14 protein-coding genes and 1 pseudogene are annotated in these 20,308 nt (G+C 74.2%); 9 read left to right on the forward strand and 6 right to left on the reverse strand.

Going from position 1 to position 20,308, the window contains the following annotated elements:
- Positions 1-21: 21 nt before the first annotated feature.
- Complete coding sequence (locus WA762_RS32510) at positions 22-804, reverse strand: SDR family oxidoreductase (protein ID WP_335940883.1); 783 nt, start codon at positions 802-804, stop codon at positions 22-24.
- Between the two features lie 93 nt (positions 805-897).
- Here WA762_RS32510 and WA762_RS32515 point away from each other — a divergent pair, with 93 nt between their 5' ends.
- The 3 genes from WA762_RS32515 to WA762_RS32525 are packed head-to-tail and all read left to right on the forward strand — an operon-like array spanning position 898 to position 4,066.
- A complete protein-coding gene (locus tag WA762_RS32515; RefSeq protein WP_335940884.1) occupies positions 898-1,848 on the forward strand; it encodes an enoyl-CoA hydratase in 951 nt (316 codons plus the stop codon).
- Positions 1,848-2,993 carry an acyl-CoA dehydrogenase family protein gene (locus WA762_RS32520; protein ID WP_335940886.1) on the forward strand — a complete coding sequence of 382 codons (1,146 nt, stop codon included), beginning with the start codon at positions 1,848-1,850 and terminating at the stop codon, positions 2,991-2,993. The genes WA762_RS32515 and WA762_RS32520 overlap by 1 nt, the downstream gene beginning before the upstream one ends.
- The gene (locus WA762_RS32525) at positions 2,993-4,066 is read left to right on the forward strand and encodes an acyl-CoA dehydrogenase family protein (protein WP_335940888.1); all 1,074 of its coding nucleotides are present in this window, start codon (positions 2,993-2,995) and stop codon (positions 4,064-4,066) included. The genes WA762_RS32520 and WA762_RS32525 overlap by 1 nt, the downstream gene beginning before the upstream one ends.
- A 211-nt stretch (positions 4,067-4,277) precedes the next feature.
- Here WA762_RS32525 and WA762_RS32530 read toward each other — a convergent pair whose 3' ends face one another.
- Positions 4,278-4,802 carry a pyridoxamine 5'-phosphate oxidase family protein gene (locus WA762_RS32530; protein WP_335940889.1) on the reverse strand — a complete coding sequence of 175 codons (525 nt, stop codon included), beginning with the start codon at positions 4,800-4,802 and terminating at the stop codon, positions 4,278-4,280.
- Between the two features lie 113 nt (positions 4,803-4,915).
- Entirely contained in the window at positions 4,916-5,662 is a 747-nt protein-coding gene (locus tag WA762_RS32535; RefSeq protein ID WP_335940891.1) for a vWA domain-containing protein, read from the reverse strand.
- 162 nt (positions 5,663-5,824) lie between these two features.
- Here WA762_RS32535 and WA762_RS32540 point away from each other — a divergent pair, with 162 nt between their 5' ends.
- Positions 5,825-6,748 carry a rhomboid family intramembrane serine protease gene (locus tag WA762_RS32540; RefSeq protein WP_335940893.1) on the forward strand — a complete coding sequence of 308 codons (924 nt, stop codon included), beginning with the start codon at positions 5,825-5,827 and terminating at the stop codon, positions 6,746-6,748.
- Between the two features lie 231 nt (positions 6,749-6,979).
- On the opposite strand, the gene WA762_RS32545 is transcribed toward WA762_RS32540, so the two are convergent.
- From WA762_RS32545 to WA762_RS32555, 3 genes are all read right to left on the reverse strand, one after another.
- A complete protein-coding gene (locus tag WA762_RS32545; protein WP_335940895.1) occupies positions 6,980-8,440 on the reverse strand; it encodes a glutamate synthase subunit beta in 1,461 nt (486 codons plus the stop codon).
- Positions 8,433-13,100: a glutamate synthase large subunit gene (gltB, locus tag WA762_RS32550; RefSeq protein ID WP_335940896.1), complete on the reverse strand. Its 4,668-nt coding sequence runs from the start codon at positions 13,098-13,100 to the stop codon at positions 8,433-8,435. The genes WA762_RS32545 and gltB overlap by 8 nt, the downstream gene beginning before the upstream one ends.
- A gap of 635 nt (positions 13,101-13,735) precedes the next feature.
- On the reverse strand, positions 13,736-14,470 hold the full coding sequence (locus WA762_RS32555; protein WP_335940897.1) for a VIT1/CCC1 transporter family protein: 735 nt from the start codon (positions 14,468-14,470) through the stop codon (positions 13,736-13,738).
- A gap of 262 nt (positions 14,471-14,732) precedes the next feature.
- Here WA762_RS32555 and WA762_RS32560 point away from each other — a divergent pair.
- The 5 genes and pseudogenes from WA762_RS32560 to WA762_RS32580 all read left to right on the forward strand — a co-directional run.
- A pseudogene (locus WA762_RS32560) lies at positions 14,733-15,602 on the forward strand (ADP-ribosylglycohydrolase family protein); the annotation flags it as partial.
- 489 nt (positions 15,603-16,091) lie between these two features.
- Positions 16,092-17,303 carry an ADP-ribosylglycohydrolase family protein gene (locus WA762_RS32565; protein WP_335940908.1) on the forward strand — a complete coding sequence of 404 codons (1,212 nt, stop codon included), beginning with the start codon at positions 16,092-16,094 and terminating at the stop codon, positions 17,301-17,303.
- Positions 17,300-18,223 carry a ribokinase gene (locus WA762_RS32570; protein ID WP_335940898.1) on the forward strand — a complete coding sequence of 308 codons (924 nt, stop codon included), beginning with the start codon at positions 17,300-17,302 and terminating at the stop codon, positions 18,221-18,223. Before WA762_RS32565 ends, WA762_RS32570 begins: the two co-directional genes overlap by 4 nt.
- Positions 18,220-19,419, forward strand: a complete 1,200-nt coding sequence (locus tag WA762_RS32575) for a CaiB/BaiF CoA transferase family protein (protein WP_335940899.1) — start codon at positions 18,220-18,222, stop codon at positions 19,417-19,419. The genes WA762_RS32570 and WA762_RS32575 overlap by 4 nt, the downstream gene beginning before the upstream one ends.
- Complete coding sequence (locus WA762_RS32580) at positions 19,416-20,231, forward strand: HpcH/HpaI aldolase/citrate lyase family protein (protein WP_335940900.1); 816 nt, start codon at positions 19,416-19,418, stop codon at positions 20,229-20,231. The genes WA762_RS32575 and WA762_RS32580 overlap by 4 nt, the downstream gene beginning before the upstream one ends.
- Positions 20,232-20,308: the final 77 nt, after the last annotated feature.

Here is a 20,308-nt window from a genome sequence, read left to right on the forward strand (position 1 = left end):
GGCGCGGCCGCGGACGTCCGCTCAGGCATGCTGGCTGCTGACGGCGACGACCTCGCCCGTCATGTACGAGGAGTAGCCGCTGGCGAGGAAGACGATGACGTTGGCGACCTCCCAGGGCTCGGCACAGCGGCCGAAGGCCTCCTTCGCGGTCAGTTCGTCGAGGAGCTCGGCGGAGGTGACCTTCACCAGGTGCGGGTGCATGGCGAGGCTGGGGGCGACGGCGTTGACGCGCACGCCGTACTCGGCGGCCTCGATCGCGGCGCAGCGGGTGAGCGCCATGACCCCCGCCTTGGCCGCGGCGTAGTGGGCCTGGCCGCTCTGGGCGCGCCAGCCGACGACGGAGGCGTTGTTGACGACGACGCCGCCGCGTCCCGCCGCCCGCAGGGAACGCAGGGCGGCCCGGGTGCAGCGGAAGGTGCCGTTGAGGGTGACGTCGACGACCTTCGCCCACTGCTCGTCGGTCATCTCGGTGAGCGTCGCGGTGCCGCCGAGCCCGGCGTTGTTGACGACGATGTCGAGGCCGCCGTGGAGGCGTTCGGCGAGCGCGAGGAGCGCCCGGACCTGCTCCTCGTCGGTGACGTCGCACGGCAGCGCGGCGACGCGGTCGGCGCCGAACTCCTCGGCCAGGGCGCGCTCGGTCTCCCCCAGCCGACGAGCATGGGCGTCGCCGATGACGACGCGGGCGCCCTCCTCCAGGAACCTGCGGGCGGTGGCTCCGCCGATCCCGGCGCCCGCGGCGGCGGTGACGACGGCGCCGCGGCCGGCCAGCAGCCCGTGTCCGGATACGTACCGCGGTGCGTCCACGCCCGTGCCTCCTCGATCCCGGTCCACGCGGTTCTCGACGGTGCTCTCCCGGTACGTTAACCTACCAAACACTTGTTAGGGAAGGATGAGCCGATGCCCGATGCCCACGCCAGGCCCGCCGGTCGTCCCGACGCCGGTCCGGACGGCGGGACCGACGCCGACGTCGTGCTGTACGAGCGCCGGGGCCCGGTCGCCCATGTGACGCTGAACCGCCCGCGCTACCGCAACGCGCAGAACTCCGCGATGACCTACGCGCTGGACGCCGCGTTCTACCGTGCCGCCGAGGACTCCGAGGTGAGGGTGGTCGTGCTGGGCGGCGCGGGGGACCATTTCTCGGCGGGCCACGACATCGGCTCTCCCGGGCGCGACGCCCATCTGCCCTTCGAGCGCCGGGCGGGGCTGTGGTGGGACCACTCCGACAAGGCGGGCGCGGAGAGCCGCTTCGCCCGCGAGTCGGAGGTGTACCTCGGCATGTGCCGGCGCTGGCGCGAGCTGCCGAAGCCGGTCGTCGCCGCCGTGCAGGGGGCGTGCGTGGCCGGCGGGCTGATGCTCGCCTGGGTCTGCGACCTGATCGTGGCGAGCGAGGACGCCTTCTTCGCCGATCCGGTGGTCCGGATGGGCGTCCCCGGCGTCGAGTACTTCGCCCACCCGTGGGTGATGCCGCCCCGGATCGCCAAGGAGTTCCTGTACACCGGCGACCGGATGACCGCACGGCGCGCCCACGAGATCGGCATGGTGAACCAGGTGGTGGAGCGGGACGCGCTCGCCGCCGCGGCCCGTGAGCTGGCTCTGCGGATCGCGCGGATGCCGCGCATGGGGCTGGCCCTGACCAAGCGCGCGGTCAACCAGGCCGAGGACCTCCAGGGGCTGCACGCCGGGCTCGACTCCGTCTTCGGGCTGCACCACCTGGCGCACGCGCACAACGCGGAGACGGCGGCCGACCCGCTCGGCGGCATGGACGTCGCCTCGATGAAACGGGCGGGGACCCCCGGCCCGCCCGATGCGATGGGGCGGGCGGACGCGGCGGGGCGGGCGGAGGGCTGATGGACCTGTCGTACACCGCCGAGGAGGAGGCGTTCCGGGCCGAGGCGCGGGCCTGGCTGCGGGACCACGTGCCCGCCGGACCGCTGCCGTCGCTGGAGACCGCCGAGGGCTTCGCCGCGCACCGGGAGTGGGAGGCGCGGCTGCACGCGGACCGCTGGTCGGTCGTCTCCTGGCCGCGCGCCTACGGCGGCCGGGGCCTCGGCCTCTTCCACTGGCTGGTCTTCGAGGAGGAGTACTACGCGGCGGGCGCGCCCGGCCGGGTCTCGCAGAACGGCATCAATCTGCTGGCCCCGACCCTCTTCGACCACGGCACCGAGGAGCAGCGGGCCCGCATCCTGCCGTCGATGGCGAGCGGCGAGGTGATCTGGGCGCAGGCGTGGTCCGAGCCGGAGGCCGGGTCGGACCTGGCGTCGCTGCGGTCGCGGGCGGTGCGCACGGAGGGCGGCTGGCTGCTGTCGGGGCAGAAGACCTGGTCCTCGCGGGCGGCGTTCGCGGACCGGGCGTTCGGCGTCTTCCGTTCGGACCCGGGGGCGGCGAAGCCGCACCACGGGCTGACGTATCTGATGTTCGACCTGTCGGCGCCGGGGGTGACGGTGCGTCCGATCGGGCGGCTGGACGGCAAGCCCGCCTTCGCCGAACTCTTCCTGGACGAGGTGTTCGTTCCGGACGAGGACGTCATCGGCGAGCCGGGCCGGGGCTGGCGCATCGCCATGGCGGCGACGGGCGACGAACGGGGGCTGACGCTCCGCTCCCCCGGCCGCTTCCTGGCCGCCGCGGACCGGCTGGCCGCGCTCTGGCGCGAGAGGGGCGACCCGTCGGACACCGCGCTGCGCGACCGGGTGGCGGACGCGGTGATCGGGGCGCGCGCGTATCAGTTGTTCACCGGCGCCGCCGCGTCCCGGTTCGCCGAGGGCGCGGTCGGCGGCGCCGAGTCGAGCCTCAACAAGGTGTTCTGGTCCGAGTACGACATCGCGCTGCACGAGACGGCGCTCGACCTGCTGGGCCCGGACGCCGAGCGCGCGGACTCCGCGTGGGCCGAGGGCTATGTCTTCGCGCTCGCCGGCCCCATCTACGCGGGCACCAACGAGATCCAGCGCGACATCATCGCCGAGCGTCTGCTGGGCCTGCCGAAGGGACGGCGCTGATGCGTTTCCTCCTCGACGACGAGCAGCGGGACTTCGCCCGCTCGCTGGACGCGATGCTGACGGCGGCCGGCACCCCGTCGGCGGTACGGGCCTGGGCCGCGGGGGACTTCGGGCCGGGCCGGGAGCTGTGGGCGCGCCTCGCCGAGGCCGGGGTGTTCGCGCTGGCGATACCGGAGGAGTACGGGGGCGTGGGACCGCTCCCGGTCGAACTCGCGGTCGCGTTCACCGAGTTGGGGCGGCACGCGGTGCCCGGTCCGGTGGTGGAGACGGTCGCGGCGGGGGTGCTGCTGGCGGGCGTGGGCGGCGCGGCGGCGAAGGAGTGGCTGCCGCGCCTGGCGTCCGGCGCGGCGTCCGCGACGCTGCGGATGGACGGGCACGGACCGTACGCGCTGGACGCGGACGCGGTGGACGCCGTGTTCACGGTGAGCGGCGACGAGCTGCGGCTGGCGCCCGGGCCCGGCGCGCTCGCGGTGTCGGCGGACCCGGCCCGGCGGCTGCTGCGCCCCCCGTCGGGCGGGGACTCGTTGGCGTCCGGTCCGCACGTGGTCCGGGCGGCCGCGCGGGCCGGGGAGTGGGCGGCGTTCGCCACGGCCGCGCAGGCGCTCGGCGTCGGGGAGGCGCTGCTGCGGGCCACGGTCGACCACGTCGGGCGGCGCACCCAGTTCGGCACGGCGATCGGATCGTTCCAGGCGGTCAAGCACCGACTCGCGGACGTCCTGCTCGGGCTGGAGTTCGCCCGTCCGCTGCTGTACGGGGCGGCGGTCGCGCTCGCCGAGGGGGCGCCGGACGCCGGGGCGTCGGTCGCGGCGGCCAAGGCGGCGGCGGGCGAGGCGGGGTACGCGGCCGCCCGGGCGGCGCTGCAGCTGCACGGCGCGGTGGGCTACACCGAGGAGCTGGACCTGTCGCTGTGGCTGCGCAAGGCCCGTCCGCTGCGGGACGCGTGGGGGACGCCGGGCGCCTGCCGGGCGCGGGTGCTGGCGGGGCCCGGGGACTCCTCCCCCGCGCCGGAGGGAACGACGGGAGAGGCCCGGGGAACAGCGGGAGAGGCCCGGGGAACGGCGGGAGGAGCCTGAGGGCCCGGCGAGTCGGGTCCCGTCCGGGAACGAGTCAGGCCCCGTCCCCCGGAGCCCCGGACGGTCGGCTCCCGTCCCCGGACGGTCGGCTCCCGTCCCCGGACGGTCGGCTCCCGTCCCCGGACGGTCGGCTCCCGTCCCCGGACGGTCGGCTCCCGTCCCCGGGCGGTCAGGTCTCCTCCCCGGACGGTCGGGCCTCGTCGCCGGACGGTCAGGCCTCGTACGGGGCGCCGTCGGAGGGCCGGTGGAGGGTGCGCACCGGCGCCCCGCGCCGCCAGACCCTCAGCACGATCTCGTCGGATCCCAGGGTGGTCAGGACCACCTCGTCCAGTTCCGCGCGGAAGAGCTGGAACGGCTCCGGCGGTTTCGCCTCCTCCCGGTAAAGGGACAGGAACCCGGGGTCGGTCACCTCCACCGCCCGGCCGGAGATCCGGACGTCGCCGTCCGCCATCTCGGCGTCCGGTCCCGGGTTGGCCTGTACGGCGAAGCGCGGGTCGCGCAGCAGGTCGAGCGCCTTGCGCGAGTCGGGCATCATGCCGAGCAGCAGCTCGCCGGAGCGGAAGTCCACCTCCAGTCCGGTGACCCGGGGCGAACCGTCCTTGCGGAGAGTCGCGAGGACGTGGTGCCGGTACAGCCCGAAGCGGGCCCGGACGGTCTCGGCGAAGGCGGGGTGGGCGGTCCGGAACGCCGCCCAGGAATTCCGTGGGGTCGATCTCGTCGATGTCGTCGAAGTCATGGGGACAGGAAATCGGGGAAACCCGACATCCTCTGTCCGGATTCCCGGGACATCCGCCCGGCGCGCCGCCCCGCCCCGGGCGGGTCCGGCGCGCTCCCGGCGGCCGGGGCTGGTCAGTCCCCGACGATCCCCCGGGCCCGGGCGGCGGCCAGCCAGTGCGGGAACTCGCCGACCAGCCGGTCGTACAGCTCGGCGTCCGGCATCCGGCTCGGCTTGCGTCCGGCGTGGAAGAAGCCCGCGTTGTCGACGGCACGCCGTTCCGGAACGGGCAGTTCGTCGAGCTTGCGCAGGAAGTCGAACTGTCTGCTGTTCTTGTTGCCGAAGCCGATGAACTGCCAGAACAGCGGCAGCTCGGCGGCCTTGCAGAGGTAACGTTCCGCCGCGTGCTTGCTGGTCGGTCCGCCGTCCGTCTGGAAGATCACCAGTGCGGGGGCGGTCGACCCGCTGTCCAGGTAGTGGTCGATGACGGCGTCCATGGCCAGGTGATAGTTGGTCAGTCCCATGTGGCCCAGACCGGACGCGATCGCGTCGATCCGGCCCCGGTAGTCGTCCAGGGCCAGGTCGCTGACGGCGTCTATGCCGGTGGAGAAGAAGACGACGGGGACCCGGCCGTCGTCGTCCAGGTGCGCCGAGAGGCCCAGGACCCGCTCGGCCAGGGCCTGGACGCTGCCGTCCCGGTAGTACTGCCGCATGGAGCCGGAGTGGTCGAGGACGAGGTAGACCGCGGCCCGTTCCCCGCTCATGCCGTTCTTCGTCAGGGAGACCGACGCGCTCTTGTAGAGGCTGACCAGCGCGGGCGCGGTCTCCTCGATCTGCCGGAGGCCGATGGCCGGACCTGTGCTGCTGAACGAGCCGGTCATACGGGTGCTCCGATCTTCGACGCGCCGGACTCCCGAGCTTACGGCCTCGTCGGGCGCTGCCCCGGGGCCACCCACGCGTGCCCCCGGCGGCGGCGGTTCGCTATTTTGATCGCCGCCGCCCCCACCGGCCGCTGCCTGTCCGCCCACCGTGAGGAGCCCGCCGTGGATGCCGCGGTCACCACCTGTTTCCGCCACCCGTCGTACGAGACGTATGTGAGCTGCGTCCGCTGCGAACGCTTCATCTGCCCGGACTGCATGCGGGAGGCGGCCGTCGGCCACCAGTGCGTGGAGTGCGTGAAGGAGGGACAGCGGTCGATCCGCCGGGCCCGCACCGTGTTCGGCGGCGTGGTGGCGAGGACCGCCGTGCCGCTGGTGACGTATGCGCTGATCGGCCTCAACGTCCTCGCGTATCTGGGCGAGTTGGTCCGTCCGGGGATCGTCGACCGGTTCGCGATGCTGGGGGCCGGGCTGACCGCGCCGGACGGCAGCCGGTACCTCTACGAGAACGGCGACTTCACCGGCTTCGACGTGATCGGGGTGGTGGACGGCGAGTGGTACCGGCTGCTGACCGGGGCGTTCCTGCATCTTCCGCCGGGCGGCTCGTCGTTCGGCTCGCTGCCGTTCGGGATCCTGCACATCGCCTTCAACATGTACGCGTTGTGGAATCTGGGCCGGGTCGTCGAGGAGCAGCTGGGCCGGGTCCGGTATCTGGCGCTGTATCTGCTGTCGGCGCTGGGCGGTTCGGTCCTGGTGTATCTGATCGCGCCGTTCGACGGCACGGTCGGGGCCTCGGGCGCGATCTTCGGCCTCGGGGCGGCGTTCTACGTCATCAACCGGCGTCTGGGACGCGACATGGCGGCGGTCAACCGGTTCATGGCCGGGTTCCTGATCTGGATGCTGATCTCGGCCGGATTCACCTCCTGGCAGGGCCACCTGGGCGGTCTGCTGACCGGTGGCGTGGTCACGGTCGCGTACGCGTACGCCCCGGCGAAGGGCCGGACGGCGGTCCAGGGGGCGGCGTGCGTGGTGCTGCTCGCCGTGCTGATGCTGCTGGTGGTGCTGAAGACGTCCGCGCTGCTGGCGTGAGCGGGGCCGGGGGCCCGTCCGCGGCGGACGGCCCCGCCCGCCCTCGCGCACCGCTCGCCACCCGCACTCATCGTCCGCCCTCACGCACCGCGCCGCCAGCCCCTTCCGGACGCGCCGCGCCGCCAGCCCCTTCCGGACGCGCCGCGGCGCCCGCCGATGGTCCGGGTCGGGGACGGGCGGGCGCCGCGTTCGGTTCCGTACGCCGTTGTACGGGACGTCCTCGGGGGGTGATCAGACCGCCAGGGCGCGGTCCGTCGGGCGGATCGGGGCCGGCAGGGTGCTGGTCCCGGTCAGGTAGCGGTCGACGCCGCGCGCTGCGGAACGGCCCTCGGCGATGGCCCACACGATGAGGGACTGGCCGCGGCCCGCGTCACCGGCGACGAACACGCCCTCGACGTTGGTGGCGAAGTCCGCGTCGCGCGCGATGTTGCCGCGCTCGTCGAGCTCCACGCCGAACTGCTCGACCAGGCCGTTGGACCGGTCGGTGCCGGTGAAGCCCATGGCCAGGGTGACCAGCTGGGCGGGGATCCGCCGCTCGGTGCCGGGCTTCGGCTCCGGCCTGCCGTCCTTGAACTCCACCTCGACCAGGTGCAGAGCCTGGACGTTGCCGTCCTCGTCGCCCTCGAAGTGGGTGGTCGAGACGGAGTACACGCGCTCGCCGCCCTCCTCGTGGGCGGAGGTGACCTTGTAGAGCATCGGGAACGTCGGCCAGGGCTGGTGGGCGTTCCGCTCCTCGCCCGGCCTCGGCATGATCTCCAGCTGGGTGACGGACAGCGCGCCCTGCCGGTGGGCGGTGCCGACGCAGTCGGCCCCGGTGTCGCCGCCGCCGATGACGACGACGTGCTTGCCCTCGGCGCTGATCGGGGAGACCGTCAGGTCGCCCTCGCGCACCTTGTTGGCGAGCGGCAGGTACTCCATCGCGAAGTGCACGCCGTTCAGCTCACGGCCCGGTACGGGCAGGTCGCGGGAGACGGTGGCGCCGGCGGCGATGACGACCGCGTCGTAGCGGCGGCGGAGCTTGGCTGCGTCGATGTCGCGGCCGATCTCCGTCTCGGTACGGAACTTGGTGCCCTCCGCGCGCATCTGCTCGATGCGGCGGTTGATGTGCGACTTCTCCATCTTGAACTCGGGGATGCCGTACCGCAGGAGCCCCCCGACGCGGTCCGCGCGCTCGTAGACGGCGACGGTGTGGCCGGCCCGGGTCAGCTGCTGGGCGGCGGCGAGCCCCGCCGGGCCCGAGCCGATCACGGCGACGGTCTTGCCGGAGAGCCGCTCGGGCGGTCGCGGGGTGACGTCGCCGCTGCCCCACGCCTTGTCGATGACGGAGACCTCGACGTTCTTGATGGTGACGGCCGGCTGGCTGATGCCGAGCACGCACGCCGACTCGCACGGCGCCGGGCAGAGCCGCCCGGTGAACTCCGGGAAGTTGTTCGTGGCGTGCAGCCGCTCGGACGCCGCCCGCCAGTCCTCCCGGTAGGCGTAGTCGTTCCACTCGGGGATGAGGTTTCCGAGCGGGCAGCCGTTGTGGCAGAACGGGATGCCGCAGTCCATGCAGCGGCCGGCCTGCTTGCTGATGATCGGGAGCAGTGCGCCGGGGACGTGGACCTCGTTCCAGTCCCTGACGCGCTCGGCGACGGGGCGGGTCTCGGCGACCTCGCGCCCGGTGGTCAGAAAGCCCTTGGGGTCAGCCATGGGTCGCCGCCTCCATCATCTTCTCGGTGGTCTCCTGTTCGGAGAGACCGGCGAGCTCAGCGGCGTCCTTGGCGGCGAGCACTGCCTTGTAGGTGGACGGGATGATCTTGCTGAAGCGGGAGGCCGCGGTGTCCCAGTCGGCGAGCAGCTTCCCGGCGACCGTGGAGCCGGTCTCCTCGTGGTGGCGGCGCACCACGTCGTGCAGCCACTGCCGGTCGGCGTCGGTCAGGGCCTCGATCGCGCCGTGGTTGCCGGCGTTGACGTGGTCGAGGTCGAGGTCGACGACGTAGGCGACCCCGCCCGACATGCCGGCGGCGAAGTTGCGTCCGGTCTCGCCGAGGACGACGGCACGGCCGCCCGTCATGTACTCGCAGCCGTGGTCGCCCACGCCCTCCGCGACGACGGTGGCCCCGGAGTTGCGGACGCAGAAGCGCTCACCGGTCCGGCCGCGCAGGAACATCTCGCCGCCGGTGGCGCCGTAGGCGAGGGTGTTGCCCGCGATGGTGGAGTACTCGGCGAGGTGGTCGGCGCCCCGGTCGGGCCGGACGACGATCCGGCCGCCGGAGAGGCCCTTGCCGACGTAGTCGTTGGCGTCGCCCTCCAGGCGCAGTGTCACGCCGGCGGGCAGGAACGCGCCGAAGGACTGGCCGGCCGAGCCGGTGAAGGTGATGTCGACGGTGTCCTCGGGCAGTCCGGCGCCGCCGAACCGCTTGGTCACCTCGTGGCCGAGCATGGTGCCGACGGTCCGGTTGATGTTGCGGATCGGCAGCTGGGCCCGGACCGGCTGGGCGTTCTCGGCGCCGTCCGCGTCGAGGGCGTCGGCGGCGAGCCTGATCAGCTCGTTGTCGAGGGCCTTGGCGAGGCCGTGGTCCTGCTCGACCCGCTGGTGGCGGACGGCGTCCTCGGGCAGGTCGGGCACGTGGAAGAGCGGGGCCAGGTCGAGGCCCTGCGCCTTCCAGTGGGTGACCGCGCGGTCGGTGTCGAGGAGTTCGGCGTGTCCGACGGCCTCCTCGATCGAGCGGAAGCCCAGCTCGGCGAGGAGTTCGCGGACCTCCTGCGCGATGAACTCGAAGAAGTTGACCACGTGGTCGGCCTTGCCGGTGAAGCGGCTCCGCAGCACCGGGTTCTGGGTGGCGATGCCGACCGGGCAGGTGTCCAGGTGGCAGACGCGCATCATGACGCAGCCGGAGACGACGAGCGGCGCGGTCGCGAAGCCGAACTCCTCGGCGCCCAGCAGGGCGGCGACGACGACGTCCCGGCCGGTCTTCAGCTGGCCGTCGGTCTGCACCACGATCCGGTCGCGCAGCCCGTTGAGCAGCAGGGTCTGCTGGGTCTCGGCCAGGCCCAGCTCCCAGGGGCCGCCCGCGTGCTTGAGCGAGGTGAGCGGGGAGGCGCCCGTTCCGCCGTCGTGGCCGGAGATCAGGACGACGTCCGCGTGCGCCTTGGAGACACCGGCGGCGACCGTGCCGACGCCGACCTCGGAGACCAGCTTCACGTGGATGCGGGCCGCCGGGTTGGCGTTCTTGAGGTCGTGGATCAGCTGGGCCAGGTCCTCGATGGAGTAGATGTCGTGGTGCGGCGGCGGGGAGATCAGGCCGACGCCCGGGGTGGAGTGCCGGGTCTTCGCGATCCAGGGGTAGACCTTGTGGCCGGGGAGCTGGCCGCCCTCGCCGGGCTTGGCGCCCTGGGCCATCTTGATCTGGATGTCGTCGGCGTTGACCAGGTATTCGCTGGTCACGCCGAAGCGGCCGGAGGCGACCTGCTTGATCGCCGAGCGGCGGGCCGGGTCGTACAGCCGGTCGGGGTCCTCGCCGCCCTCGCCGGTGTTGGACTTGCCGCCCAGCCGGTTCATGGCGAGGGCGAGGGTCTCGTGCGCCTCCCGGGAGATCGAGCCGTACGACATGGCGCCGGTGGAGAACCGCCTGACGATCTCGGAGACGGGCTCGACCTCGTCCACGGGGACGGGCTCGCGGTCGCTGCGGAAGCCGAACAGGCCGCGGAGCGTCATCAGGCGCTCGGACTGCTCGTTCACCCGGTCGGTGTACTTCTTGAAGATGTCGTAGCGCTTGGTGCGGGTGGCGTGCTGGAGGCGGAAGACGGTCTCCGGGTCGAACAGGTGCGGTTCGCCCTCGCGGCGCCACTGGTACTCGCCGCCGATCTCCAGCGTCCGGTGCGAGGGGGAGATGCCGGAGGCGGGGTACGCCTTGGCATGGCGGGCGGCGACCTCGCGGGCGACGACGTCGAGGCCCGCGCCGCCGATCTTGGTGGCGGTGCCGGAGAAGTACGTCGCGACGAACTCGTCGTCCAGGCCGACGGCCTCGAAGACCTGGGCGCCCCGGTAGGAGGCGACCGTGGAGATGCCCATCTTGGACATGACCTTCAGGACGCCCTTGCCGAGCGCGTGGATCAGGTTGCGGATGGCCCGCTCGGGCTCGACGCCCTCGATGAACGTGCCGGCGCGGACCAGGTCCTCGACGGACTCCATCGCCAGGTACGGGTTGACGCCGGCGGCGCCGTAGCCGATCAGCAGCGCGACGTGGTGGACCTCGCGGACGTCCCCGGCCTCGACCAGCAGCCCCACCTGGGTGCGCTGCTTGGTGCGGATGAGGTGGTGGTGGACGGCCGAGGTGAGCAGCAGCGACGGGATCGGCGCGTGCTCGGCGTCGGAGTGCCGGTCGGACAGCACGACGAGGCGGGCGCCGTCCAGGATGGCGGCGTCGACCTCGGCGCAGATCTGGTCGATCCGCGCGGCGAGGGCCTCGGCGCCGCCGCCGACCCGGTAGAGACCGGAGAGCGTGGCCGCCTTCATGCCCGGCATGTCGCCGTCGGCGTTGATGTGTATCAGCTTGGCCAGCTCGTCGTTGTCGATCACCGGGAACGGCAGGGTGACGCTGCGGCAGGACGCGGCGGTCGGCTCCAGGAGGTTGCCCTGGGGGCCGAGCGAGGAGCGCAGCGAGGTGACGAGTTCCTCGCGGATGGCGTCCAGCGGCGGGTTGGTGACCTGAGCGAACAGCTGGGTGAAGTAGTCGAAGAGCAGCCGGGGGCGCTCGGACAGGGCGGCGATCGGCGAGTCCGTGCCCATGGAGCCCAGCGGTTCGCCGCCGGTGCGGGCCATCGGCGCGAGGATGACGCGCAGCTCCTCCTCGGTGTAGCCGAAGGTCTGCTGGCGGCGGGCGACGGAGGCGTGGGTGTGCACGATGTGCTCGCGCTCCGGGAGGTCGCCGAGTTCGATGACGCCGGCCTCCAGCCACTCCTGGTAGGGGTGCTCGGCGGCCAGCGAGGCCTTGATCTCGTCGTCCTCGATGATGCGGCCCTCGGCCGTGTCGACGAGGAACATCCGGCCGGGCTGGAGGCGGCCCTTGCGGACAACCTTCGCGGGGTCGACGTCCAGGACGCCTACCTCGGAGGAGAGCACGACGAGTCCGTCGTCGGTGACCCAGTAGCGGCCGGGACGCAGCCCGTTGCGGTCGAGGACCGCGCCGACCTGGGTGCCGTCGGTGAAGGTGACGCAGGCCGGGCCGTCCCAGGGCTCCATCATCGTGGAGTGGTACTGGTAGAAGGCGCGGCGGGCGGCGTCCATGGTGTGCCGGGACTCGGGGCTCTCCCATGCCTCGGGGACCATCATCAGCACCGCGTGCGGCAGGGAGCGGCCGCCGAGGTGGAGCAGTTCCAGGACCTCGTCGAAGGAGGCGGAGTCGGAGGCGTCCGGGGTGCAGACGGGGAAGATCCGGTCGAGCCCCCGGGGACCGCCGCCGGGGCCCTGGCCGGCGGGGCCGCCCTGCCCGTGGTCGGCGGAGCCGCTGTGCCCGTGGTCGGCGGAGCCGCTGTGCCCATGGTCGGCGGAGCCGAACAGATCGGACGCCAGCTGCGACTCGCGGGCCCGCATCCAGTTGCGGTTGCCCTTGACCGTGTTGATCTCGCCGTTGTGCGCGACGAAGCGGTACGGGTGGGCGAGCGGCCAGCTCGGGAAGGTGTTGGTGGAGAACCGCGAGTGGACCAGGGCGACGGCGGTGGCGAGGCGGCGGTCGGAGAGGTCCGGGAAGAACGGCTCCAGCTGCCCCGTGGTGAGCATGCCCTTGTAGACGATCGTGCGGGCGGAGAGCGAGGGGAAGTACACCCCGGCCTCCCGCTCGGCGCGCTTGCGCAGCACGAACGCCTTGCGGTCGAGGGCGATGCCGGCGGACTCGCCGTCCGCGACGAAGAGCTGGCAGAAGTCGGGCATGGTGGCGCGGGCGCCGTTGCCGAGGATGTCCGGGGCGACCGGGACCTCGCGACGGCCGAGGACCGTCAGCCCCTCCTCGGCGGCGATCTTCTCCAGCTTCCGGAGCGTCTCGGCGGACTCGCCCGCCGGGAGGAAGGCGATGCCGACGGCGTACGCGCCGGCCTCGGGGAGGTCGAAGGGGACCTCCGCGCGGAGGAAGGCGTCCGGCACCTGGAGGAGGATTCCCGCGCCGTCGCCGGAGTCGGGGTCGGAACCGGTGGCTCCGCGGTGTTCGAGATTGCGCAGTACGGTCAGCGCCTGCTCGACCAGCTCATGGCTGGCCACACCAGTGAGGGTGGCCACGAACCCGACCCCGCAGGCGTCGTGTTCGTCACGGGGGTCGTACAGGCCCTGCCGGGCGGGGCGACCGTCCATGGGCGACCAGGCGTCGGTACGCATGGGCTCTCCCGTCGTCGTCGTGGCATGTGCTGTGCCGAGGGACGACGCTGGCCCTCCGCGAAAGTGCGTGCAGGTTACATGATGGGGCGCTTCTCAAGAAGCGGAAAGTTCGTTCCAACATGCGGACATCGGCGAGGTCCGAAGACGTGCTGAACCGATGCCTGAACCGGTTGTTCTGGGGGATGGTGTCGCAGTCGGAAGATCGGCGCCCGAGAGGGGGGACCGCAGAGAGCAGGCGTCGTTGCCCGCGGTGCTACGGCTCTTGCCCGGTGGCCGAGAAATCGAAACCGCCGGGTAACGGCTGCTGAGGAGCGGCTCTGCCGTGGAGGACGATTTTACGCCCGTCGGAGCCGCCCCGCCCAGAGTCGACCGCGAAGACGTACATCACACGGGCGGCGGAACGGCATCACCCGAGCGGCGGCGACCGACCGGGCGGGCCCGCGCACGGGCGGACACGCGCCTCCGGACCGCACGGGCGCGCCCCGGCCGGACGCGCGCCCGGCCGTACGGGGGCAGGCGCCGACCGCACGGGCGCGCCTCCGGCCGGGCCGGGCGCACAGGGGGCGCCCGCCCCCGGGAACGCGGAACGGGCGGGCCGTCGCGCGGCCCGCCCGTCTCCCCCGGTCAGCGGCCGGTCAGCCCCCGACCGCCACGCCGAACAGCGTGCCCAGGCCGTAGGTGAGGGCGGCGGCGGCCCCGCCCAGCGCCAGCTGACGCAGCCCGCTGTACAGCCAGTTGCGCGCCGTCACCCGGGCCACCACCGCGCCGCAGCCGAACAGTCCGGCCAGCGCGAGCAGCACGGCCGGCCACAGCGCGGTCGCCCCCAGCAGATACGGCAGCACGGGCAGCAGGGCGCCCAGCGCGAACGAGCCGAACGACGACACGGCGGCGACGAGCGGCGAGGGCAGGTCGCCGGGGTCGATGCCGAGTTCCTCGCGGGCGTGGATCTCCAGGGCCTGCTCGGGGTCGTGCGACAGCTGCCGCGCCACCTCGCGGGCCAGCTCCGGCTCGACGCCCCGGGCCTCGTACAGCGCCGCGAGTTCCCGCTCCTCGTCCTTGGGGTGCTTGCGCAGCTCGCGCCGCTCGACGTCGAGCTCCGCCTCGACCAGCTCGCGCTGCGAGGCGACGGAGGTGTACTCGCCGGCCGCCATGGAGAACGCGCCCGCGGCGAGCCCCGCGAGACCGGTGATCACGATCGTCTGCTGGGAGACGGCCCCGCCCGCGACCCCGGTCATCAGCGCGAGGTTGGAGACCAGGCCGTCCATGGCCCCGAAGACCGCCGGACGCAGCCAGCCACCGTTCACATCGCGGTGGGTGTGGTTGTCGCGGTGCGCCTCGTGCAGTACGGCGTCGGTCTCGATGATGGCCACGGTTCTCCCCTTCCAGCGGCGGGCCCAGGTGCTCCACCCCGCCGAGCAACATCGAAAGTACGCACGAAAAAGGGCTCCCGCCAGCAAGGAAGGCCGTACTTACCACCCTCCGTAATCGGGTAAGTACGGCCTTCCTTGCTGTCCGGAAGCCATCATCCGACTGGTCGCTTTGTCGCGAATATCAGCCTTTGCCCGGTGCTCGTGTGGCACAGATCGATCAATCAGCAGAACTGGCTCGGCGCGAGCGAAGGGTCGGCAGACGATGAAGTTGACTTCAGATGGTCCGCCGCGGGCGGAGGTCCGGGGCGGACCGGGCGGCGCGCCGCGCGTCGACCGGGCCCGTGGCTGCCTGCTCGGTCTCGCGGTCGGTGACGCGCTGGGCGCGCCGGCGGAGAACCTCCGGCCGTCCGAGATCCGCCGCCGCTGGGGCCGGATCGAGGGCTTCGTGAGCGACGACCCGGCGGGCACGGACGACACGGAGTACGCGATCTTCTCGGGGCTGCTGCTGGCCCGGCACGGTTCGGCGCTGACCGTGGCCCAGGTGGAACGGGCCTGGCACCGGTGGATCGCCGACCTCGACGAGGGACCGTTCCGGGGCGCCGGGTTCAGCGAACGGGGCACCCTGGAGAACCTCCGCCGGGGACTCGCCGCCCCGATCTCCGCCCAGCACCGGCACGCCTGGAGCGACGGCCTGGCGATGCGGGCGGCGCCGTTCGGCGTCTTCGCCGCGGGCCGGCCGGACGAGGCGGCGCGGCTGGTCGCGGTGGACGGCCAGGTCAGCCATGACGGAGAGGGCATCTACGGGGGCCGGGCGGTGGCGGCCGGGGTGGCCGCCGCGATGACGGGCGCCGGGGTCGCGTCGGTGATCGCGGCGGCGCTGTCCGTCGTTCCCATGGACTCGTGGACGGCGCGCTCGCTGCGGCGCGCGGTGACCGCCGCGCAGCGCCTCTGCCCGGACCGGCTGACCATGGAGCGCGCGGTGCGTTCCGCGGTGGTCGTCGGCGGCTACCCGTGGACGGACCTGGCGCCCGAGGCGGTCGGCCTGGCCTTCGGCGCGTTCGCGGCGGCCCGCGGCGACTTCCGTACGGCGGTACTGACCGCGGTCAACATGGGCCGCGACGCGGACACCACGGCCGCGGTGGCGGGCGCTCTCGCCGGCGCCCTGAACGGGGAGTCCGCGATCCCCCGGCACTGGGCGGACGCGATCGGCCCGGTCCGGGGCAGCTGCCTGCCGTCGATGCGGGGCCACCACGTCCTGGACATCGCGGAACTGCTCACCCGACCGGACGAGCCGCACGACCACGGGGACGGCAGGGACGGGAGGGAGGGGAAGTACGAGAGGGAGGAGAAGGACGGGAGGGAGGGGTACGGGAGCGACGGTGACGGGGGCGGCCGGGACGACGGACGCGGGGGCGGCCGGGACGACGGGCGCGGGGGCGGCCGGGACGACGGGCGCGGACGCGGACACACGGGCGGAGGCCCCTCCCGCGCGGGCGGGGACAGAGGCCCCTCCCCCGGCCCGGACCGCACCGCCCGCCCCACCCCGCCCGTCGCTTCGCACACCGCCGCCCGCCCGGCCGCCCCGGGCCGGGCCGGGGCGGTCCCCGGTCACCGCGCCCGAATCGAGGGGCTGCTGCTGGGGCTGGCCGCCGGGGACGCCGCGGGCTGGCCGGCCGCGCGGCACCGGGCGGCCCGGATGCCCGAGTGGACCCGGCGCCTCACCCGGGAGCTCGACACCTTCGCCGAGCAGAACGCCACCACCACGCTGCCCGTCCCGATCGCGCTCAACCAGCCGCCCGAACCCCTGCGGCTCGGCCCCTCCGACGACGCCGAATGGGCGGCGTTCGCCGCCGGGACCGTGCTCGCCGCGGCGACCGGTGAAGCGGCCGGACCGCCACACGACCCCTCCCCCGGCCAACGGCTGCGCGCCGCCGTCGACGCCGCCTGGAACGCGCTGGCGGCCGAGGTCGCGGCGGCCGCCGCCCGCGCCCCCGAGGTCGAGTCGGCGGTGCTCCCGCTGCGCGCCCGGATCTCGGTGCGGGCCGGGCTCGGCAACCTCGCCGCCGGGCTGCGCCCGCCCGCCACCGGCCACGACAACCCGCACTACTTCGACGACGCCGCCTGTGTACGGGCCGCCGTCCTCGCCGCCGCCCACCCCGGCGACCCCGCCGCCGCGGCCGGCCTCGCGGAGTTCGACGCCCGCTACACCCAGGACGGCGACGGGGTGCACGGCGCCCGCGCCATGGCGGCCGCCGTCGCCGCGGCGCTGGGCGGCGCGGACGTGGACGCCGCGGTGGACGCCGCGCTCGCCCGGCTCCCCGACGGCACGGAGATCGCCCGCAACGCCGCCCACGCCGTTCGGATCGCCCGTGGCTTCGTCCGCGAGGCGGCCGGCGTCTTCTCCCTCGTACCGGTGCTGGAGCACCAGATCGTCGACCACGTCTACAGCTACGGGATCGCCGCCGCCGAGACCGTCCCGGTCGCCCTCGCCCTGACCACCGCCGCGCGCGGCCGGATCGACCAGGCCGTCCCCGCGGCGGCCTGCCTGTCCCGGGTGGCCGACTCGGCGCCCGCCCTGGCCGGTGCGCTGACCGGTGCGCTCGGCGGCATCGGGGCCGTGCCGGACGGGTGGCGCGAAGCATGCCGCACCCTCGCCGGGTGCGCGCTGCCCCGGCTCGCGGGGACCGACCTGATGGAACTCGCCGGGCTGCTGGCGGACACGGAACGGCGGCCCCCGGGTGGACAATCCGCACATGACGTTCCCCGGTCCGGGGCGGCCCTCCCCGCCGGACCGGACCACCGGCCCGTCCCCGAGGAGGCACACCGCCCATGACCGGCATCGCGGTGCTCGGCAGCACCAACATGGACCTCGTCGCCTACGTCGCCCGGGCGCCGCGGCGCGGGGAGACCGTCACGGGGCGGGAGTTCCGCACCGTTCTCGGCGGCAAGGGCGCCAACCAGGCCGTCGCGGCCGCCCGCGCGGGCGGCGAGGTGACGATGATCGGCGTGGTCGGGAACGACGAGTACGGCGCCCGGCTGCGGGCCGGCCTGGAGCACGCCGGGGTCGACACCGACCTGCTGCACACCGCCGACGGCCCCAGCGGCACCGCGCACATCGTCGTCGACGACCTGGGCGCCAACTCCATCGTGGTGATCCCCGGCGCCAACGGCGCCCTCACCGAGCTCGGCCCCGGCGAGACGGCCGCCATCGCCGCCGCCGGCCTGCTGCTCCTCCAGCTGGAGCTGCCGCTGTCCGTGGTGACCCAGGGGGCTCGGACGGCCCGTGACCACGGTGTGCGCACCATCCTCACCCCGTCCCCGGTGCGGCCCTCGCCGGGCGCCGGGCCGCGCGCGAGCGGGGGATGCCCGCTCCCCTCCGAACTCCTCGACCGCGTCGACCTGCTGGTCCCCAACGAGCACGAGGCGGCCGCGCTGACCGGCGTCACCGATCCCCGCGCGGCGGCCGGGATCCTGCTCCAGCGGGTCCCGGCGGTCGTCATCACCCTCGGCGCGAAGGGCTGCCTCTACGCGGCCCGGGGCGGCGAACCCGCCCGCTTCCCCGCGCCCGAGGTCACCGCCGTCGACACCACCGGCGCCGGGGACACCTTCGTCGGCGCCCTGGCCGTGGCGCTGAGCGAGCGGCGTCCCGTGCCGGAGGCACTGGCCTGGGCGTCGTCGGCCGCCGCGCTCTGCGTGCAACGGCCGGGCGCGTCGGTCTCCATGCCGTACCGCAGCGAGATCGACGCCGCGTGAACGCGCCCGGGCAGCCGCCCCTGACCGGTCTGCGGGTCGTGGACCTCGCCACGCTCTTCGCGGGCCCGCTCGCCGCCACCATGCTGGGCGACTTCGGCGCCGACGTGATCAAGGTCGAGCATCCGCGCAGGCCCGACCCCTCGCGCGGGCACGGCCCGGCGAAGGACGGCGTCGGCCTGTGGTGGAAGCTCCTCGGCCGCAACAAACGCAATCTGACCCTCGACCTCTCCGCCCCCGCCGGGCGGGACATCCTGCTCCGGCTGGCCGCCGGCGCCGATGTGGTCATCGAGAACTTCCGGCCCGGGACGCTGGAGCGCTGGGGCCTGGGCCCGGCGGAGCTGCACGCCGTCAACCCCCGGCTGGTGCTGGTCCGGGTCACCGGCTTCGGCCAGTTCGGCCCGTACGCCCGCCGGCCCGGCTTCGGCACGCTGGCGGAGGCGATGAGCGGATTCGCCGCGATCACCGGGGAGCCGGACGGACCGCCCACCCTGCCGCCGTTCGGGCTCGCGGACTCGATCGCGGCGCTGGCCACCGCGTACGCCGTGATGGCCGCGCTCGCCGGACGGGACAGGACCGGGGAGGGGCAGGTCGTCGACATGGCGATCATCGAGCCGATCCTGACCGTGCTCGGCCCCCAGCCCCTCTGGTACGACCAGCTCGGCCACGTCCAGCGGCGCACCGGCAACCGCTCCCGCAACAACGCCCCGCGCAACACCTATCGCACCTCGGACGGCCACTGGGTGGCCGTCTCCACCTCCGCGCAGTCCGTCGCGGAGCGGGTGATGCGGCTGGTCGGCCGGCCCGAACTCGTCGACGAGCCCTGGTTCGGCTCCGGCGCCACCCGGGCCGAGCACGCCGACGAACTCGACGAGGCGGTCGGGAACTGGATCGCCCGGCACACCCGTGAGGAGGCGCTGCGCGCGTTCGAGAAGGCGCAGGCGGCGATCGCGCCCGTGTACGACGTCCGGGACGTGATGGAGGACCCGCAGTACCGGGCCCTGGACACGGTCACCGAGGTCGACGACCCGGAGCTGGGACCGCTGCGGATGCAGAACGTCCTGTTCCGGCTCTCCGGGACTCCGGGCGCGATCCGCTGGGCGGGCCGGCCGCACGGCGCGGACACCGACGAGATCCTCGCCGGGCTCGGTCTGCCGGCCTCCGACGTCGCCGCGCTGCGGGCGGAGGGCGTGCTGTGACGGCGGCGGTCCCGCTCACCCTGCTGTACGTCCCCGGCGACCGGCCCGAGGTGGTGCGCAAGGCGCGCGACGCGGGCGCGGACGCGGTGATCGTCGACCTGGAGGACGCGGTCGCGCCGGACCGCAAGGAGTACGCGCGGTCGGCCACCGCCGAGCTGCTGTCCGAGGCGGCCGGGGACCCGGCCGCGCCGCCGCTCCACGTCCGGGTGCACACCGAGGCGGACGTCCGCGCCCTGGCGGGCCTGCCGGGGCTCGCCGGGCTCCGGCTGCCCAAGATCACGCACGCGGCGTCCGTCCACCACCTCGCGGCCGTGGCCCCGGGGGTGGCGCTGTGTCCGCTGCTGGAGTCGGCGCTCGGCGTCGAGCACGCGTACACCATCGCCGCCGCCCACCCTCAGGTGCGCGCGATCGCCCTGGGCGAGGCGGACCTCCGGGCCGATCTGGGGGTACGGGACGACGCCGGGCTCGACTGGGCGCGCAGCCGGGTCGTGGTCGCCGCCCGGGCGGCGGGCCTGACGCCGCCCACCCAGTCGGTGTTCCCGGACGTGCGGGACCTGGACGGGCTGCGCGCCTCCTGCGCGCACGGCCGGTCGCTGGGATTCCTGGGCCGGGCGGCGATCCATCCCCGTCAGCTCCCCGTCATCGAGCGGGCCTTCCGGCCGACGGCCCGGGAGGTCGAGGCGGCGGAGGAGATCCTGGCGGCGGCCGTGACGGAGCAGGGCGCGCTGGCCCTGCCGGACGGCCGGTTCGTGGACGCGGCCGTGGTCGCCTCGGCCCGCCGCACCCTGTCCCTGGCGCGACGAACCGGGTGACGGCGCCGGCCGGGTCCGCCGGACCGCCGGGCCGGGACCCGCGGCGCGGCGGGCCCGGACACGACGTGGGGGCCCCA

The organism is Streptomyces tyrfis (assembly GCF_037034285.1).
Taxonomy (GTDB): domain Bacteria; phylum Actinomycetota; class Actinomycetes; order Streptomycetales; family Streptomycetaceae; genus Streptomyces.

What these genes read in the sequence shown, in the direction of transcription:
- WA762_RS32515 (WP_335940884.1), top strand. Translation starts at nt 898, where the DNA reads ATGCCCGATGCCCACGCCAGGCCCGCCGGTCGTCCCGACGCCGGTCCG.
- WA762_RS32520 (WP_335940886.1), top strand. Translation starts at nt 1,848, where the DNA reads ATGGACCTGTCGTACACCGCCGAGGAGGAGGCGTTCCGGGCCGAGGCG.
- WA762_RS32525 (WP_335940888.1), top strand. Translation starts at nt 2,993, where the DNA reads ATGCGTTTCCTCCTCGACGACGAGCAGCGGGACTTCGCCCGCTCGCTG.
- WA762_RS32530 (WP_335940889.1), bottom strand. Translation starts at nt 4,802, where the DNA reads ATGACTTCGACGACATCGACGAGATCGACCCCACGGAATTCCTGGGCG.
- WA762_RS32535 (WP_335940891.1), bottom strand. Translation starts at nt 5,662, where the DNA reads ATGACCGGCTCGTTCAGCAGCACAGGTCCGGCCATCGGCCTCCGGCAG.
- WA762_RS32545 (WP_335940895.1), bottom strand. Translation starts at nt 8,440, where the DNA reads ATGGCTGACCCCAAGGGCTTTCTGACCACCGGGCGCGAGGTCGCCGAG.
- gltB (WP_335940896.1), bottom strand. Translation starts at nt 13,100, where the DNA reads ATGCGTACCGACGCCTGGTCGCCCATGGACGGTCGCCCCGCCCGGCAG.
- WA762_RS32570 (WP_335940898.1), top strand. Translation starts at nt 17,300, where the DNA reads ATGACCGGCATCGCGGTGCTCGGCAGCACCAACATGGACCTCGTCGCC.